Raw genomic sequence first — 13,444 nt, forward strand, 5'->3', positions numbered from 1 at the left:
AGGAACCATGACAGACGAGCGCATGATCGAAGCGCAAATCTACGAACGTCTCAGCAAGGTGATCGACCCGGAATTGGGTCGTTCCGTAACCGACTTGGGCATGATCGCTTCCATCGACGCGACGCCGGTCACAGGGGAGGACAACACATACGACGTGACCGTCGCCGTCGAACTCACCGTGGAAGGTTGTCCGCTTTCGCAGACCATCACGAATCAGATCAATGGTGCAGTGGCCTCATATCCGGATGCCACGTTGCAGCCTCATATCGAGGTCGGTTCCATGAGCCATGACAAGCTCACCCAACTGGTGGCTGGTCTCAAGGCGGAACGCAAACAGAACCCGTTCAACAAGCCAGGCATCAAGACCCGTATCTTCGCTATCGCATCGGGCAAAGGAGGCGTCGGCAAATCGTCGGTCACCGCCAACCTTGCCGCGACCTTTGCCGCATTGGGCTACGACACCGCGGCCATCGACGCCGACATCTACGGCTTCTCGCTGCCGCGATTGTTCGGCGTGCATACGCAACCCACCAACCTCAACGGCATGCTTATGCCGGTGACCGCCTGGGGCGTGAAGATGATCTCCATCGGCATGTTCGCCGGAGCCGACCGTGCGATTCTCTGGCGTGGCCCACGCTTGCAGCGTTCACTGGAACAATTCCTGTCGGACGTGTGGTGGGGGGAGCCCGACGTGCTGCTGCTCGACTTGGCGCCAGGCACCGGAGACATGGCGATTTCCGTGGCGCAAGCCCTGCCGAACGCCGAACTCGTGGTAGTCACCACTCCGCAGCCATCCGCCTCCGACATTGCGGTTCGCTCCGGTCTGGTGGCGCTGCAGGTGCCGATGAAGGTGCGGGGCGTGGTCGAAAACATGAGCTATTTCGAGCATAAGGGCGAACGGCTGAAGATCTTCGGAGAAGGCGGAGGCGAACGTGTCTCCCTCCAGCTATCCCAGAATCTGGGATACGAGGTGCCATTGCTCGCACAGTTGCCGCTGGAACCTGAACTGCGCGAGACCGGCGAGGCGGGACGTCCTGCGGTGCTGACCGAAGAAGGCGCATTGCGTACCGACGGTCTCGGCGCGACCTTCAGGCAACTCGCGGAATCGCTGATGCGTGTCCCGCTACGGTAAGGCGGTGGCGAAAATCGTGTGCCTTGTGTAGTATCTGTCACAGACACGGGGGCCGTTAAGGCTGAGAGGAAGCGAACGCGCTTCGACCGTATGAACGTATACCGGGTAATGCCGGCGCACGGACGTCTCTCTTTTCCCGTGCCTTGATGGAATAGAAAGGCACAATTCATGACTGGCATTCAGTCTTCCGCAGTAAAGAAGCACTCCAACAAGTGGCGCGTGGTCGATATCGTCGTGGCGGCCATCATCGCCGTCGCGTCCGGCGTGATCTTCTGGGCTTGGGATATCATCTACGCCGTTCCGATCGGCGCTTTCGACAGTCTGACACCTGGCTTGGGCGGTCTGTTCAACTTCATGTGGCTGTTCGCAGGTCCTCTGGCGGCCATCATCGTGCGCAAGCCTGGCGCCGCGTTCTTCGCGGAGACCGTGGCAGCGCTCATCGAGGCGCTCATGGGTAATCCGTTCGGCATCGGAGGCTCCCTGATCATAGGCATGTTCCAAGGTCTCGGTGCGGAAATCGGCTTCGCCGTGTTCGCCTACAAGAAGTGGAACATTGCCTCCGTCACCCTGGCCGGCGCGCTGACCGGCCTGTTCAACGGCGGCTATGATTGGCTCACCCATTCCGGCTGGACCGTGTTGCAGGGTAGCACGTTCACCATCTGCTGCGTGATTTCCGGCGCGGTGATGGGAGGTGCCTTCATGTGGGTGGTGCAGTTCGCTTTGGCGAAGACCGGCGTGCTTGACCGCTTCGAATCCGGACGTATGCAGGAACTGGTCTGAGCGCCGTCGCGCTCAAGACGGGCGAGGGTTTGCGACGTACATGCCGCGTACGCCGCAAACCCTCTTCATATGGTCGGGGATACCGCGGATTGGAGAACCTATAGATGACGACGGATGAAGTCGGAACCGTGGTCGCAGCCGGTGTGAAGGCGGTTGACTGGGGATGGAGACATGCTTCGCGTAAGGATTTCGCGTTGCGACATGTCGATTTTGAAATCAAGCCGGGGGAGCGCGTACTGCTGCTTGGCGCATCCGGTGCCGGCAAAAGTACGTTGATGGCTGGATTGGCCGGCGTGCTCGGCGGCGATGATGAGGGCGAACAGGAAGGCAGCCTGCTGATCGACGGCATCGATTCACGTACGGCACGCGGCAGGAGCGGCCTGGTGATGCAGGATCCGGACGCCCAGACGATTCTTGAACGTGCAGGTGACGATACCGCTTTCGGCTGCGAGAATCTCGGCCTCGGACGAGACACCATCTGGAAGCGGGTGCGTGAGGCCCTTGACATCGTGGGCCTGGACTACATGCGCACGGATCATTCCACACGTCGGCTGTCCGGCGGCCAGCGTCAGCGGTTGGCATTGGCTGGCGTGCTTGCCATGCATCCCGGACTGCTGTTGCTCGACGAACCGACTGCGAACCTGGATCCGGAAGGCGTGCAGGAGGTGCATGACGCGGTCAGACAGGTGCTTGAGCGCGGCCATGAGACGATGGTGGTGGTGGAGCACCATATCGATGTGTGGCTTGACCTTGTGGACCGTGTGATCGTACTGGGCAGGCCGAATGATGATTCGTATGAGGGCGGCGTCATTGCGGATGGCTCGCCTGCAGAGGTGTTCAACGCCATGGGCGATGTCCTCGCCGAAGGCGGGGCGTGGGTGCCGGGACGTGACATCGCAAGCTATGCTCCGACTCAAACCGGGCATGATCGTGATGTGGTGCTGTATACCGATGATTTGAGTTTCGGTCGCAGCTTTCCTTTGGGAAAGCACATCGATGTGCGTTTCCATGCGGGGGAGGTCACCGCGCTTACCGGCAGGAACGGCGTGGGCAAGTCCACCTTGGCCCTGACCTTGGCCGGTCTGCTCAAGCCGATTGCCGGCCATGTGCGCGTGGCTGATTCCATGATGCCCGCGCATCGTGAGAATGATCCGTTCACATGGAAAAGCCGCGATCTGCTTGGGCGTATTGGCATGGTGTTCCAGGAGCCGGAGCATCAGTTCGTGGCATCCAGCGTACGGGATGAAGTGGCGATCGGGCCGAAATCCATGGGCAAATCCGATGAGGAGGCCTATGCCATCGCCGACGAGATGCTGGAACGCATGAATCTCAAACGGTTCGCACCGGCCAATCCGTTCACGTTGTCGGGGGGTGAGAAGAGGCGGCTTTCGGTGGCGTCCATGCTGGCGGCGGCGCCGAAGGTGATCATCATGGACGAACCGACGTTCGGACAGGATTTCACCACATGGATGGAAATGGTACGTCTTATCGCCGGTGCGCGTGACGCGGGTTCCGCGGTCATCATGGTCACGCATGACGAGCCCTTGGTCAAAGCGTTGGATGCGCGCCGCATCGTGGTAAGTGAGGAGGGACGATGATGGAAACCATTGGCGTTGTGGCCCATGAGGAACGTCATGATGAGCCGCAGGCGACGTCGCCGTCATGGTTCATCGCGAAACTGAATCCGGTCAGTCGTTTCATCGGAGCCATTCTGCTATGCGTGCCGATGTTCCTATCATTGGACGTCGTCTCCGCCTCTGCGGCACTGCTGATCGACCTCATGCTGCTGTGGATCGGTGGCGTGAATCCATTGACGGTACTGCGGAAAACCTGGATGGTATGGATTGCCGCGGTAGGAAGTTTCGTTTCCGTGACCCTGTATGGCACCGCTTCCGGGGCGACGCTGTTCACATTCGGTCTTATGGCGGTGTCGGAAGGCTCGTTGTATGCGGGTGCTGCGACGTTCCTGCGTGTCGCCGCCATCGCGGTGCCCGGCGTGATTTTCGCGCTTGGGCTCGATCCGACCGATCTGGCGGATGGTCTGGTGCAGATTCTGCATTTGCCGTCGAGATTCGTGTACGGCGGTCTGGCCGGCATGCGCATGGTTACATTGTTGCAGGATGACTGGCGTGCGTTGGGTCTGTCCCGCCGTTCGCGAGGTCTGGGCGACGGAAGCGCCATCAGACGCGTGTTCCTGCAGGCCTTTAGCCTGCTGGTCGTGTCGATTCGTCGCGGAACCAAGCTTGCCACCGCCATGGAGGCACGTGGATTCGGCGGCGACGTTCCGCGCAGTCAGGCGCGTACGTCGCGCTTGCATGGGGTCGACTGGCTGTTCTATCTGATCTGCATGGCGATACCGACCGCGGCGTTGCTGCTCGCATACCGTACCGGATACTGGCATTGGTCCTTCCGTAATTGATGCCGAAACGGTTTGGTCGGCCCGCATGGAAGACACCCCTTCTTGTAGACTGGTCGGCGGACGGAAAGCGAGACATGCATGAACATTACGGTGTACCTGGGGGCACACGAAGGCAATGACCCTGCGTTCAAGGAAGCCGTCGTGGAACTGGCGACGTGGATATCCGAAAGCGGCAACAGGCTGGTTTACGGCGGTTCCGATGAGGGGCTGATGGGTGTGCTCGCCGATACGGTCATGGCGACCGGTGGCGAAGTGACCGGCATCGAGGCGCAGATGTTCGTGGACCGAGGCGTTGAACATAACGGTCTCACCGAATTGCATGTCGTATCGAATATCACGGAACGTCGCACCAAGATGATCGAACTTGGCGACGTGTTCATCGCCTTTCCCGGCGGCACCGGTACGCTTGAGGAGGTTAGCGAGGTCGTTTCGAAGATCTGCCTCAACCAACTGACCCAACCTTGCATCTTCTACAATCTCAATGGTTTCTATGACGATATGAAGTCGCTGCTCGATCGCATGATCACTGCAGGATTCTCCACTCCCGAACGTCAGCGCGGCATCTATTTCGCCGATGATCTCAAGGAAATCCGGCGCATCATCGAGGAGCGTCCATAAGTCGATGCCGATGGCATGAGGAATGCCGCGGCGCATGACATGCAGCCGTCCCGCCATTAGGTGGGGCGGCTGTTTTGCTAATCACGGAGAAATGCAGAAAGCACGATTTAAACCGATTCTTACGGGAAGAATTACTTCTAATATTGGGATATGGCTGTAAAATGTTTTGCGCAGAATCCTGTTTTGTATGACGAATGGCCTAGGCTGTAGGTATATGAAACCGTAAGAAAGGATAATCCGACATGCGGGGAAGACCCACTGAGGAGGAGCTGAGAATAATACGGAAGGAGTACCGTCGCTGGGTGGAACGAGACGAGCGCATGTCATGCATGGCTCTCCGCTGCTATATGGAACGTCTTGATGCTGAACGTCGCACGCGAATTACGATGGGTTGACCTGAGCCTGGATCATTGGGATGACATCGCCCCCATGCGATGCGCCATTCCGGTGGAAAGAGGGTCAGGGGCAATGGCGACAGCCATCAAGGTCGGCGATCGGTTCCTTCAACCGTGGGAGTACGAGGTCGAATGCATGATCTCGGCGCTTCCATATACGGTGAGCGGCGAGAAGGACCGAGTCCGGCTTTCCATGCGCATGGTGGATTGGAAAACGGATGAGGTGACGTCCGTTTGCTGGATTCGTCTCGTGGATGGCGGTACGTGGTTCAATGACAGGGGACACTACCATATTTCGGCACTCGCCCGCTCGGTGGACTGCAGGGGAATCCGAATGGGGTTTTTCGCATTGCGTGATGCGCTGATATGTATCAAGAGTAACGCCTTGCGGAACAAGCGTAGTCCGTTGGTGACGGCGTATTCCGACTATCGCGACGAACGAACAGTCGAATTGTTCCGCAAAATGGGCTTCACCACCGAGTACGAGGCCGGTCTGTATGCCGGCAAATACCGTCTCTTCACCATCAATCTTGACGACAGTCCGATTCCGGACGACCTTGAGGATTTGTGACGGCGCACTGCCCGTTATGCTTGGCGTGTGTCGGTGCCTCTCGAATCCGGAACTGATCGGTACGAATCCAGATGGTGAAACTGATCGTCATGGCGCGCGACGAGGGTTCCGCGGTGATCATGGTCACTCACGACGAGGCGTTGGTGAAGGCGCTCGACGCACGAAGCATCAACGTAAGAGGGGGAGAATGACGATGGAGAAACGGTTGGAAACCATCACGGTGGATCGTATCGCGCAAAACATGGCCGGTATGGATCGCCACGAGTTGCGTGCTCATGCTGGGGTAGCGCTTTCCACGGCGTACTTCACCGGTTACCGGCATTGGGCCTTCTCTAACGTGAGTCAGTAGCCGGCGCGGGCGATCCGTCATCAAGCCGGTCCTTTCCGACTGATTCGAGGCAATCGCAAATCAGCAGGGAAGGACCGGCTTTTTGTGCGCCCGGGTTGCCGTTGGCTCCGGTTGACATCATGTTTCGAATGACTGCTATGGCGGAGCGTCCGAAGTGTCTCCAAACGCTTTGTTCTTCCTCCGCTGTGCTGCAGTCCACATCATATCGGCGTGTCGGAAGACGGTTGCAAGGGTGGAGGTGAAGGTGGGGTAGGTTTCCAACAAATCTCACTTTTACCTCCGGTAACAAAGTGGATAAGTCAAAGATCGTTGAAACTTCAACGGTTTCATCATGTTAGTCCGAGTTCTCGAAAAGGATTTGCGCGATCTTGTGGAGGTTCTGGATTATGAAAGAAGCCTAGACACGCATACCGTGGCGAGGAGAGAAATGAAAGCAAAATTCGGAGGGCGCATGCGGCATCTGCTGGGGATCGTGCCGGTGATTGCCTTGTGCGCATCCATACTACTGGCGTCTTCGGTCGCTCAAGCCGTGGATGGAACTCATCTTCCGATACTGGCCAGACCGTTTCCATAACGATCAACAAGAAATGGCAGGGAGACGCGGGGTGCGAGGGCAAGCGCTCCTAGGCTCACTGTCGGTATCAAGAACAAGCAGACCGGTGCTGTGGTGAAGACCGTCGAATTGACGTCCGACGAGTTCTATATTCGCGTGTCGAACAAGACGCTCGCCTACAAGGTGGACGACGTTCGCACCGTGCTTCCCGAAGACGTTTCATCGCTGTCCATCGAACGTGACAAGGACTACGTGACCTTGGCCACCTACACGCCCTACGGAATCAACGACTACAGACTGCTGGTAAGGGAAACTCGAACGAAATACGTTGCCGAACGAGAGAAGAGCACAGCCAAGAAGACCGTGGTCGCGGGGACCTGGATATCCGATTACGCGAAGTCCATCGGCATCCGGGCGGCGTTTCTAGTGGTCCCGGGCGTCGTCGCGGCAATCCGAAGGTCCACGGCGAAACGGGACCGCTCGCGGGAGCCAGCTGTCAAGAACCTTCGCGAAAAGCAAGGAGTATCCGCAAGGAAACTGACGAACAGAAAATCCATAAAGGTTCAGACAGATTCCAATCCGAATGATGCCGCATGATTGTTTATGAATCCATCGATGATGAGATTCGCCACCACATAAAACGGGCAGACGCACCTTTACGAGTACAAGACGGTTGTGGAGCCGGACCGCTACCTCGTACCGTTCTACAATATCGAGACCAAGACCAAGTTCGCAAACGAAGGCAATCACATACGATGATCTGTCTGAAGCCGACAAGGAACGCTATGAGAACGATTTCGGTAAGGATGATGGAGAGGAAGCATCGAGGTACCTGACCATATCAATGCTGAATTGTTGAACGGATTTATCATGAACTCCGACACAGTGGACATAGTGTTGCAAGAACTCATGGAGCGCGGCATCAAGACCAAGGGCGGCGAACAAATCGGCAAGACCATTCTTCAGGTCAAGGCACAGGAGAGGATGGTTAAACGGATTGCCGATGATTCGGAATACCTCGATGGTGCTTCACTTGAAGAGTTGGAACGGATTCGAGTTACGTTGCGTGGGCTGATTCGTTTCATCGCGGATTCCAACACTAGAAGGACGATTATCACGGATTTGAAGGATCCAATCATTGCTCGAGTGGAGGGGCAGGATTTCGACATCACCGAACATTACGAGGATTGCAAACAGAAAGTCAATCGGTACATCAATGAGCATAGCGACGATGATGATATCCGAAAGCTTCCCTACAACGAGCCTCTATTCGGCGAGGACTTCTCGAATCTGGAGAACACTCTGATTTATGAACTCGGTTCCGAGGAGGAATATCAGAACGCGTTTGACGACGTTCCGCTCGGATTGTTGGTGCGACGCATCGTTAAGCTTGACCATCAAGATACCATGGATGCGTTTGGCGAGTTCATCAACAACCATTCGCTCAGTCCGTCGCAGAATGCCACGCTGAACAGGATCATTAGTTATGTTGAACAGAACGGATATATTCAGTTCGAGCAGCTGACTCAGCCGCCATTTGATGGGCTGAAATCCTTGATTTTGGTGTTTGGCAAGGGATTGAAGGACCTGAAGGTAGGTATCGATCGATTGAACCATAATGCATTGGTTCCTACCGCGTAATGTCTCGAAGGGAATGCGTTCGGGAAGCTGAGTTTTCAACGCGGCGGCGAAATTGGGTTATTCTGTCCGTCGCACGTCAGTCCCGTTCATTGTTCCGGTTACGGTATTCCTGCGCGCTCATCGCGCGCTTGCGTTGCATGGTGTTCTGCAAGGCTCTGGTGTCGGGAAATCCACATTCCTTTGCGATGGCGGCCACGGAAGATGATGAATTCAACAGTTTTCTGCAGGCGTCGTCCAGCCTCAATTCGGTCAGGAACTCCTTGAATGTCGTTCCGGTCGCCTTACGGAACATGCGGCAGAAATGCTCCCTGCTGTAGCCGAATTCCCGGGCTACGTCGGCCGCGTCAATTCTTTGCCTGTGATGCGAGGTTACATATCCGATGATCTGCATGGTGATATTGCGTCCAGAGCGTGTCAGTTCCGGACTGCGTGTTCCGGAAACGAATTTCGAATACAGCAGGGACAACAGCTCATACAGCAGCATGTTGAGTTTGAATCCTCGGATGCTTTCGTCGGATCGTTGCCAGCGGATGATGTTTTCCGCTAGTTGCATGAGTCGGGCTTGATCGTCCCTGGTGACGCGAGGGGAGTGCAGGGAGAATTCGTATCTGTCGGCGAAGGGATAGAGACGCTCTAGAACCTCGTCGTTGAACGTTACGGACAGTATCACTGGAGATGTTCCATCCGTACTCTCCGGTATGCCATAGTGAATCGAATACGGGTTGATGAGCAGAAGATCTCCGGTGTTGAGTGCCATTTCCCGCCCGTCCACGATGAATGGGCAACTGCCATGGGCCGAGTAGACGAATTCCATTCCCGGATGCCAGTGAGGCTTCGCTCTTTCGTCCAACGAATCATGGACGATCACCAATCCGGGAAATCCTTCCGGATAGACATTCTCCTCACGGTAATCAGGGCCTATCAGGGTGTTGTACGTCATTGGCATAGATGCGACGGCCATGAGTCCCTCCACTTCATCGTCAACGGATATTTGCCGGCGGCCTGTGACTTCAGTATGGCAAAATGTGATGTTTAATTATACAGGGATTGACAGTAGGTCACAATTATATGACTAAATATCACATATTGTGTGATCATTAGATTCGTGTGGCCATATCGTTGATGTTGTCATCGCTTACAAGATAAGACGAAGGAGTCAACATGTCATCTTCGAATCTGCCAGAGCAGGCAGGCGGAGCAGTTGAAGTCATCGCCCCGACCATTAAACGCCGTATCATCCTCGTATGCCTCGCAGGAGCTACGGGCGGACTGCTGTTCGGCTACGACACGTCCGTAATCAACGGCGCGGTCGATTCCATCGCAGGCAGCAAGTCCGGATTCGGCCTCAACGATTTCATGAGCGGCCTATCCGTTTCCGGTGCATTGGCCGGATGCGTATTGGGTGCATGGTTCGCCGGAAAATTCGCTGACCGCTACGGTCGTGTCAAAGCGCTGCTCACAGCGGCTATCCTGTTCATTATCAGCTCCCTCGGTTCCGCTCTGGCCCCTGCCGTCTGGCCCTTCATAGCCTTCCGACTCATTGGCGGTCTCGGTGTGGGCCTCGCATCGGTCGTCAGCCCTACCTACATCGCGGAAGTATCGCCAACCAAGATGCGCGGTTTCCTTGCCAGCTTCCAGCAGTTCGCGGTCGGTATCGGCATGTTGGGATCCACCATCGCCAACAACCTGCTCGCCAAAAGCTCAGGCGGCGCCGACAATACGCTCTGGTTCGGCCTCTCCACATGGCGTTGGATGCTGATGGTCATGTTCGTTCCCGCCATCATCATGCTGGTGGCTGCACTCCGACTGCCGGAAACCCCGCGCTACATGGTCATGAAAGGCCATTACGACGAGGCCGCCGAACTACTCAAGCGCATCAATGGCACGCAGAATCCGCAAGATAAGGTACGTCAGATCCGCGAATCCATCGGCAACGAGACCTCTCCGAAGCTTTCCGATCTGCTCGGACGCACTTTCGGTTTGAAGAAGGTTGTCTGGATTGGCGTCCTCGTGGCTCTCTTCCAGCAATTCTGCGGCGTCAACGTGATTCTCTACTACGATTCCAGCCTGTGGCGTTCCATGGGATTCTCGGAACAGCAGGCGCTTGACATCGCCATGATCCGCACGTTCGCAGCGTTCATTCCGATGGTCATCTCCATGGTTCTCATCGACCGTATCGGACGCCGTAAGCTTCTCGCCTTCGGTTCTGCAGGAATGGCAATATTCCTGTTCGTCGCAGCATTCGGCTTCGCCCACGCCACGATGGATGCCTCCGGCCTGCATCTCAACGATGCGTGGGCTCCGATCACGCTCATTGCCGTCTACCTGTTCTACCTGACGTTCTGCGGTACATGGGGGCCCGCCATGTGGGTCGTGCTTGGAGAGATCTTCCCGAACAGCATCCGTGCCATGGGTATGGCGGTGGCTACCGCATTCAACTGGATCGGCAACTTCATCGTATCCACTTCGTTCCCATCCCTGCAGCACGGCGTCGGACTCAGCGGCGCGTATTTGATGTACGGCGTGTTCGCGGCCATCAGTTTCCTGTTCGTCACCAAAGGTCTGCCGGAGACCGCTGGCGTAGCGCTCGAAGACATGAAGGCGGAATGACGTGCTCAACAACATTGTGATCACCGACGAGGAGCGTAAGCTGTTCCTCAGCTGGACCGCGCTCGACGAGGACCTTGCCGAAGTCGAGCCCGACCTTGCCGAAGCAGTATTGCGTTCACGTCTCGACTTTGCCAGGGGGGACCTATCGCGAACCGACTACTGGCATGATCCCGAAGGAATCGACGTCTTCGAAGACGTGCCATACGTTGATGACGGAACCCGTGCACACAGACTTGACCTGTACCTGCCCCACGACAGTGTAGTCAGGGGAGGCAAGACCACTCCTGTGTACATCGACATCCACGGAGGCGGATTCGTCTACGCATACAAGGAGCTCAACCGCAATTTCTGCACAAACCTCGCCAAACTGGGATTCGCAGTGTTCTCCGTGAACTACCGGCCCGCACCGGAAACCGATTTTCTCGGACAATTGGAGGACGTCGCGGCGGCATTTCGTTGGATCCGGATACATCGACACGAATATCCCATCGACCAGAACAACGTGTTCCTGACGGGAGATTCGGCGGGCGGCACGCTCGCGCTCTATATGACGGCAATCGAACGATCCGGCAAATTTGCCAAAGCAATGGGTGTCGGCCAGTCGGGGCTTACCGTTGCTGGTAGCGCGTTCGTTTCGCCATTGGCTGATCTGACGCCCTATCTGGCGCTGTGCGAGCCGGGGACGCGAAAGACTATTGAAGAATCCAAGGAAACTTCAATCGTCGAACATATCGCGCCAACGTTCTTCGCGAAGTTACACGCCAAAAAACAGAGCTGACGAATCTTGCGACCATGGCTGAGGAAGTGGAATTCCCGCCGATCCTCATCAACACCAGCAGTGACGACTTCATCCACGTCGAATCATTGAAACTGGCTACCGCGCTCGTTGCCGCAGGGCACGATGTGGAACTGCATGACTGGTATACCCACAAAGGCCAATCACTCGGACACGTATTCCCGGTGTGCATGTCCTGGCTCGACGAAAGCCGCGAAACGCTCCGCATGATCCACGACTTCGCATACGCGCGGATCTGAATCAAGTGGACGGAGAGCAATGGCTTCCTGTGATCCGTTGATTCATGACCGCTTTGCAACGGCTGGATTGACGGCTCGAATAATGTGGCGTGAGATTCTGACGAATGGAATCCCACGCCACTTTTCGTATCGCAAGAGTTTCTACTCATTGAGCTGTTTATTGGGAAGATTTGTGATGGGGATGCAATCATGGTGGTGTGAGCGAGATCGATATTGAAGATGTTGACAATCCGGAATTTCGCAGGTTTGCGCGTGTGGTAGTCGAATGCGATGGTGCGGGTTTCATCACAAGGGTGAATCACAGCGACTTTCATGGCAATGCGGTTTCGCATGACGTTGAAACCATGGCCGGTAGCAAAACCATGTTGCACAAGAACCTCCCACCGGACAAAGTGCACACCGTGTACCGGTGAGTTTCTTCTTGACTCATCACCTCCGACCCAGATTCCTCGTGTCCACGTCTGTTCATCGCGCAGTCGGCTGACGATGATTCCATGCAAAGGCTGTTCGATGCCTACGAGCCCGACTGGGATTCCTCGGAATGCGTCACATATCTCTATGCTAGTTATGAATACGCATATGCTGCGGAGCGACTCGACTTCATCGCTATGGCACGCATTATCGGAACGCTTCTTTATGCAGCGTGTGTCTCGCCATCATGCGCGTTATTCGACTGGGCTTCGTCCGTGGCGTCATCTGTTGCGGTTGGAGATGAAATCACGCTCCCATCCTTGCCGGTGGGACTTGCATGCGAGTGTGTCGGGGCTGAGGCTCGGTCGTCTCGCAGTGCTCCCGGTTCGATTACTTCCATGGCTGGACGGGAGCGACTGTCTGCTTTCGTGGACTTATGCCGCATGTGGTCGGCTTGATTACTCGCGCTACGGGAATCGCTGTTCCGTAGTTACCGAATCGTTCATCGCATTGCGCTTGACGGACAGTATAGGCCTTTCGCATGTAAGGAAACTTGAGGAAACACTATGATGGCGAGTTTCGGCGATGTCTTTGTGGATCCACTATCAAGTGGATTATTCCCTGCCGTATTTGGCTGCGTATGCGTCCATGTCGAGCGTGACGATGCACACCATCGCGTCCGGATTATCGGGTTTGATCTCAGTCAGGTTGCTGGTTGTCGGGATTGGTTTGCCGTCTTTGAGTTCCGTGAGTACCCATCCGCTGGCTGCGTCCTGGGCCATGAACAACGCTTCGGCCATGTCGCGTCCTTCGGTGACGCACCCGGGAAGATCCGGAATCTCGACAGTATAGCCGCCACTGCCGTCTCTGAATGGGATGAGAACTATCGGATACGTAAGCTTCATTTGGTGTTCCTTTTGATGAGGTCGT

15 protein-coding genes and 1 riboswitch are annotated in these 13,444 nt (G+C 56.1%); of the genes, 13 read left to right on the plus strand and 2 right to left on the minus strand.

Features of this window, described 5'->3' with window-relative positions; translation table 11 throughout:
- Positions 1 to 7: 7 nt before the first annotated feature.
- The 9 genes from HMPREF1494_RS07265 (at position 8) to HMPREF1494_RS07310 (ending at position 8,458) form a co-directional block, all read left to right on the plus strand.
- Complete coding sequence (locus HMPREF1494_RS07265; RefSeq protein WP_003839820.1) at positions 8 to 1,132, plus strand: Mrp/NBP35 family ATP-binding protein; 1,125 nt, start codon at positions 8 to 10, stop codon at positions 1,130 to 1,132.
- A gap of 35 nt (positions 1,133 to 1,167) precedes the next feature.
- Positions 1,168 to 1,273, plus strand: a riboswitch (TPP riboswitch).
- A gap of 27 nt (positions 1,274 to 1,300) precedes the next feature.
- Positions 1,301 to 1,912 carry an ECF transporter S component gene (locus HMPREF1494_RS07270; protein WP_003839821.1) on the plus strand — a complete coding sequence of 204 codons (612 nt, stop codon included), beginning with the start codon at positions 1,301 to 1,303 and terminating at the stop codon, positions 1,910 to 1,912.
- Between the two features lie 104 nt (positions 1,913 to 2,016).
- Complete coding sequence (locus tag HMPREF1494_RS07275) at positions 2,017 to 3,510, plus strand: ABC transporter ATP-binding protein (RefSeq protein ID WP_034521544.1); 1,494 nt, start codon at positions 2,017 to 2,019, stop codon at positions 3,508 to 3,510.
- Positions 3,507 to 4,331 (plus strand): energy-coupling factor transporter transmembrane component T family protein, encoded by an 825-nt coding sequence (locus HMPREF1494_RS07280; protein ID WP_034521546.1) that lies wholly within the window; start codon positions 3,507 to 3,509, stop codon positions 4,329 to 4,331. The genes HMPREF1494_RS07275 and HMPREF1494_RS07280 overlap by 4 nt, the downstream gene beginning before the upstream one ends.
- A gap of 78 nt (positions 4,332 to 4,409) precedes the next feature.
- The gene (locus HMPREF1494_RS07285) at positions 4,410 to 4,949 is read left to right on the plus strand and encodes a TIGR00730 family Rossman fold protein (RefSeq protein WP_034521549.1); all 540 of its coding nucleotides are present in this window, start codon (positions 4,410 to 4,412) and stop codon (positions 4,947 to 4,949) included.
- A 360-nt stretch (positions 4,950 to 5,309) separates the two neighbouring features.
- Positions 5,310 to 5,915, plus strand: coding sequence for a hypothetical protein (locus HMPREF1494_RS07290; protein ID WP_003839827.1), 606 nt, complete (start codon positions 5,310 to 5,312; stop codon positions 5,913 to 5,915).
- A 187-nt stretch (positions 5,916 to 6,102) separates the two neighbouring features.
- On the plus strand, positions 6,103 to 6,264 hold the full coding sequence (locus HMPREF1494_RS11595) for a hypothetical protein (protein ID WP_003841580.1): 162 nt from the start codon (positions 6,103 to 6,105) through the stop codon (positions 6,262 to 6,264).
- 664 nt (positions 6,265 to 6,928) lie between these two features.
- Complete coding sequence (locus tag HMPREF1494_RS11885; RefSeq protein ID WP_003839834.1) at positions 6,929 to 7,414, plus strand: sortase; 486 nt, start codon at positions 6,929 to 6,931, stop codon at positions 7,412 to 7,414.
- A 273-nt stretch (positions 7,415 to 7,687) separates the two neighbouring features.
- Positions 7,688 to 8,458: a type I restriction-modification enzyme R subunit C-terminal domain-containing protein gene (locus tag HMPREF1494_RS07310; protein ID WP_231495367.1), complete on the plus strand. Its 771-nt coding sequence runs from the start codon at positions 7,688 to 7,690 to the stop codon at positions 8,456 to 8,458.
- A 76-nt stretch (positions 8,459 to 8,534) separates the two neighbouring features.
- Here HMPREF1494_RS07310 and HMPREF1494_RS07315 read toward each other — a convergent pair whose 3' ends face one another.
- A complete protein-coding gene (locus HMPREF1494_RS07315) occupies positions 8,535 to 9,419 on the minus strand; it encodes an AraC family transcriptional regulator (protein ID WP_003839839.1) in 885 nt (294 codons plus the stop codon).
- A gap of 200 nt (positions 9,420 to 9,619) precedes the next feature.
- On the opposite strand from HMPREF1494_RS07315, the gene HMPREF1494_RS07320 reads away from it, so the two are divergent.
- The 4 genes from HMPREF1494_RS07320 to HMPREF1494_RS07330 all read left to right on the plus strand — a co-directional run bounded on the left by HMPREF1494_RS07320 (position 9,620) and on the right by HMPREF1494_RS07330 (position 12,516).
- Positions 9,620 to 11,068, plus strand: a complete 1,449-nt coding sequence (locus HMPREF1494_RS07320) for a sugar porter family MFS transporter (RefSeq protein WP_034521552.1) — start codon at positions 9,620 to 9,622, stop codon at positions 11,066 to 11,068.
- A 1-nt stretch (position 11,069) separates the two neighbouring features.
- Complete coding sequence (locus tag HMPREF1494_RS07325) at positions 11,070 to 11,846, plus strand: alpha/beta hydrolase (RefSeq protein ID WP_231495368.1); 777 nt, start codon at positions 11,070 to 11,072, stop codon at positions 11,844 to 11,846.
- Between the two features lie 14 nt (positions 11,847 to 11,860).
- Positions 11,861 to 12,103 (plus strand): alpha/beta hydrolase, encoded by a 243-nt coding sequence (locus HMPREF1494_RS11760; protein WP_231495369.1) that lies wholly within the window; start codon positions 11,861 to 11,863, stop codon positions 12,101 to 12,103.
- Positions 12,104 to 12,300: 197 nt separating this feature from the next.
- A complete protein-coding gene (locus tag HMPREF1494_RS07330; RefSeq protein WP_034521555.1) occupies positions 12,301 to 12,516 on the plus strand; it encodes a hypothetical protein in 216 nt (71 codons plus the stop codon).
- 612 nt (positions 12,517 to 13,128) lie between these two features.
- On the opposite strand, the gene HMPREF1494_RS07335 is transcribed toward HMPREF1494_RS07330, so the two are convergent.
- The gene (locus HMPREF1494_RS07335; RefSeq protein ID WP_034521558.1) at positions 13,129 to 13,419 is read right to left on the minus strand and encodes a type II toxin-antitoxin system HicB family antitoxin; all 291 of its coding nucleotides are present in this window, start codon (positions 13,417 to 13,419) and stop codon (positions 13,129 to 13,131) included.
- Between the last annotated feature and the right edge of the window lie 25 nt (positions 13,420 to 13,444).

Origin of the sequence: Bifidobacterium sp. MSTE12, from assembly GCF_000513015.1 — a bacterium.
Taxonomy (GTDB): Bacteria; Actinomycetota; Actinomycetes; order Actinomycetales; family Bifidobacteriaceae; genus Bifidobacterium; species Bifidobacterium dentium.